At 51.7% G+C, this 4,260-nt stretch carries 4 protein-coding genes; all 4 read left to right on the top strand.

The window, feature by feature from the left end; translation table 11 throughout:
- Positions 1–2,537 (top strand): TonB-dependent receptor domain-containing protein (locus ACH2EH_RS14000; protein ID WP_395142661.1); only part of this gene is annotated, 2,537 nt, incomplete at its 5' end.
- A 114-nt stretch (positions 2,538–2,651) separates the two neighbouring features.
- Positions 2,652–3,287: a MotA/TolQ/ExbB proton channel family protein gene (locus tag ACH2EH_RS13995; protein ID WP_395142660.1), complete on the top strand. Its 636-nt coding sequence runs from the start codon at positions 2,652–2,654 to the stop codon at positions 3,285–3,287.
- 34 nt (positions 3,288–3,321) lie between these two features.
- The gene (locus ACH2EH_RS13990) at positions 3,322–3,777 is read left to right on the top strand and encodes an ExbD/TolR family protein (protein ID WP_395142659.1); all 456 of its coding nucleotides are present in this window, start codon (positions 3,322–3,324) and stop codon (positions 3,775–3,777) included.
- Positions 3,778–3,791: 14 nt separating this feature from the next.
- Entirely contained in the window at positions 3,792–4,247 is a 456-nt protein-coding gene (locus ACH2EH_RS13985) for an ExbD/TolR family protein (RefSeq protein WP_395142658.1), read from the top strand.
- Positions 4,248–4,260: the final 13 nt, after the last annotated feature.

Genomic DNA, 4,260 nt, shown 5'->3' with positions numbered 1-4,260 from the left:
CCGGTGTCGTACTCCCTGGAGCCATTATTGTTATCAAAGCTGGCCCCACAGATCTTGAGGACATGCAGTTTAACACGGCCTCCAACGGTCTGGTTTCCACTGGTGATTTGACCGCAGGCACCCGTGACTACAGAGCACGTGCCCTAGTCAATGGGATCGGCTATAAAGAGATTATGGGGAAAGTTGTCGTCATAGATGACCAGACCATTGAGGTTGAGATCAAGCTGGAATCACAAGGTGAAACCGTCATTGATATCTTCCGTAAACAGATCCGACTCGATATAGACGATCCGGGTTTGTACACCTTCCGTGACCGAGAGCACCTGCAATTTTTCCCGAATGCCGTCGGCAATCGCCAGAGCCTAAACAAGGCACTTCGCTCTATACCTGGCATGGTTCCCAATAGTCTTAATCGTTTGCACTCTCGTGGGGAAGCAGACACGGGCACCTATTATATTGATGGGTTCCAGCTTCCCTCGCTACTCGCGGGGCGTGCCTCCCAGTTCCTGACTCCTGAGATGATCGAGTCACTTAAAGTTCGTACGGGTAACATAGGAGCGAACCTGGGTGGCAGTAGCACGGTTCTTGAGACCTCTCTGCGCCCTGCGATTAGTCGGGGAGGCAGCCCCTTGATGCCTTCTTTTGAGTATGCATTCAATACCGAAGACTACGGTGGCAACTCTCAGGCATTTACGATCAGTCGGCAGCTCGGGGCCATGCGCTCAGATAATGAGGGCAAGCTTGTCCCTAACCCCAACTCACATGCGGGCTTTGTTCTTAGTTACTCTCGCCGAGAGAGTGCCAACTTCCTGGAATCTCCCCAGCCTCAGCGCCAGCTCTCTAATAACACAGGAAAATCAGACTCCCTTTTGGGTAAGTTTAGCTACCGCCTAAGCCGACAAATGGAAGCCTCAGCGTTTCTAGGCATCAGTGGCTCACGCAATGGGGTTGCCAACCGACAGGGCCTACGCGCACAGTTTGGTCGCCTAGGATTCGGATTCGGGGGTAACCGTCCTGTAACAGCATTCCCTCAGGTGAATTTCTTGGACGGCACAAATTTCAGCGCGAGCCAGGAAATTCTAGGTAACAATGTCTCGCAATCAGATGACAATCGCTTCTACGCCGTTCAACTCACGCGGACATTCTCGCCTCTGCTGCGGGGGAATTTCTCCATCGGAGGGGCAGAGACACGCCAAGACACGAAAAATAAAAATGCCCTCGGATTTCCCTTAACCACAGGCGCGGCATTCGACCCTGCAACTCTGCCTGCCGACTACTCCATTGAGTATAACCCGACGACAGGGCTGAACTTCACCCAATCCCAAGTACAGGCAGACTTCAGCTACGGCAATGAGAGAAGCAAACATAACTACAAGTTCGGTATTCTCTCCCAGACTCTCCGTGGAAACGAAGTCTACCAGTTTGTGCCCATGAGCAATACAGCACTCAATGCGGCACTTAATATCAACTCCTTCCTGGCCAATAGCCTCCGGTTCAATAGCGACAACACCTCCCCTTCGACGTTTATTCGTCGTACAGGGGGATCCAGTGCCTTCTATGTGCAGGATACCTACATCCCTATTGAGCGCCTCCGCCTGAGTGTGGGAGCTCGCGTGGAGAACTTTGAGCAAAACCAGCGCATCCGGGTAGTAGGTACGGGAGCTCGCCCCGATATCAGTAGTAAGCGCTCGGAGAGCGCTGTCTCGCCCCGTATTAACCTACTCTATCAGTTTCCTAATGGGATCCTAAAAAGCCTAACAAATGGACAATTGACGGTGCTTCGTGCGGGTTACAACCAAATATTCACAGCCCCCGGCATTGGTCAGGGTGCCATAGGTACCAATCAGACAGGTGCCACTCCCCTACCTGTAGCTGCCCAAACAAACAACCAGCTTGATTTGAGTATTGAACAACAGCTCAAGGCCCAGAGCATGCGCCTCTCGTTCTACAACAAGGATATCAAGAATACGCACCAGTGGCAGCAGATGATCCAAGGACCGCAGGCGGGGGCGTATATGATGGTCAATGCGGGCAATGCAAAGGTAAGCGGTATTGAGGCCCTCTATGAGTTCAAACCCCGTTCGCTCGATCCCCGGCCTGGTAGCCTGGAGCCGGTTACTCTAGGCCTTAGTGGCTATCTGGCCTATGCAAGTAGCAATGCAAAACGCTCCGCGACTGCAGTTGCAGGTGCCGTTCCGCTGGATTGGGATCAGCAACAAACAATGAACCTCGGAGTGGGCTATCAGCTGATGAACGGGTCACTCTTCTCCCTAGCCTACTACCAGGGAAGCGGGCTGGCATCATCGGTTTCAACCGTGGGTGGAAGCCGGAGCCCGATCAGCCAGTTGGATCTGCGCATCCGAACGAAGTCGAAGCTTATTGCGAACCTTCATGCTTTAGAGATCGGTGTTGAAAACTTGACTAACTCACGCAACCCACTTAACTTCCAGCAAGGAGCTCTCGCGGGCAATAGCCTGGGGGGGACGCGTTTCCAACAAGGCCGTCGCTTCGTGGTTGGCCTGTCAGGAAAGTTCTAATCCCGCAGTTTCTTGGGCCATACCTAAGCTTTGGCCCAAGAATTGCCAACCTAATTATAGGTACTATTTGTGTGTCACCCTTTTTGGGGAGGCGACGAGGAGAGAGTTTTTACTATGGGGCAGAATCCACTGTTCGAGTTTTTCAGACGTGAACCAAGTATCGCTATCGTTCTGGTAGTGATGTCCGTAGTTGGTCTGATGGTGATTATTGAGCGAATCATCGCCTTTGGAAAGTTTGGCTCCACCAGTTCCAGCTTAATGACAGAGACACTTGATCTCGTTAAGGCGGGTCGCGACAACGAAGCCCTACGTGCAGTCAATGACCAGCCTGGCCCTGTTGCAGCCATTGCAAGAGTCATTCTCTCTAATGCCAAGCGACCGGTTCATGAAGTAGAGCGCCTGGTTCAAGAGGCTGCGGAAGAGTACTTTCTGGCCCTGGAAAAATACCTTCCCGTGCTAGATACAATCACAACGCTCTCCCCTCTCTGGGGGCTCTTTGGGACAATTATTGGTATGATCCAGGTCTTTGTCCAGTATGCTTCAGCAAACGACGATAAAACAAAACAAGCAATTCTACCGAGTGTTGGAACAGCACTTTACGCCACAGCGGGTGGAATTCTCATTGCGATGGTCTCATTTATCGCCTACAATTACTTTGCCTCGCGGCGCCTCCGGATTATCGCGGAATCTGAGCAGGCGGCGACGAAGCTGATCAATGCCCTGGAGGCACGCGGCACCTTCGCACGCTAAGTGAGGAGTTTAGTGCTTTCCTCAGGAGATCGTCATGCGTTTCGGTAGTCAGCGGAAAACCAAGGCAACAAAGATCGAGATCATTCCCATGATCGACACGATGTTTTTTCTACTCGTGTTCTTTGTCTTGGCTTCTCTCAATATCATTGACCTCCGCGGCCTCAACCTGGATCTACCTCCCGCTCGTAATGGTGGCCCGGCTCAAAAAGAGCCTAAGGACATCAAGCTGGAGGTGGAGATCGACAAGGATGGCAACAAAACCCTGATCGGGGACAAGGGCCAACAGCCCATTAAAGTCCTCAAAGGAGTCAGTGCCAGTTCAGACATGATCAAGATGGTGGATGCTCAGCTCGGGCGTCCGACGCGGCCTTCGGATCTGGAGAAGGTGACCATTATCATCTCCCCAAACCCGGATACTGCTCACGAGAATGTCATCCATGCGGTTGATGATGCACGAGGAGCACGAATTGAGAAGTTCTCAATTCGTTAAGGGGGTCTAAACGTATGCCGTATATCAAGCGACGAGAAATCAAGAAAACCAAGATTGAGATCATTCCCATGATTGACACAATGTTTTTCTTGCTGGTTTTCTTTATCCTGGCGTCCCTCAATGTCATTGACATGAAAGGTGCCCAAGTAAAGCTGCCAAAGTCAACAAACCAGGACATCCAAGCACAGGCAACGGTCACACTCACTCTCAAAGAAAGCGGTGAGATGCTCATCAATAAGACGGAAAAAGTCCCTAATCTGACTGCCCTTCCCGATTATTTGATGCAGCAGCTCCAGGGGCGGGTTGACTCTAACAACCAGCCTCTCAAACCAGAGAATGCGATTGTCGTTATCAACGCAGATCGCAAAACTCACTATTCGGTGGTTCGAAACTGCATTGACGCAGCACGCCGCGTCAAGTTCCGCAAGTTCTCCATCGCCACGGACCCGAAGTTCGGGGACAAGAGCTAAACAGTAACGGAGT

Source organism: Armatimonas sp., from assembly GCF_043760365.1.
Classification (GTDB): Bacteria; Armatimonadota; Armatimonadia; order Armatimonadales; family Armatimonadaceae; genus Armatimonas.
Note: the sequence above shows the minus strand (reverse complement) of the source record. Positions and strands in the feature narration are given on the sequence as shown.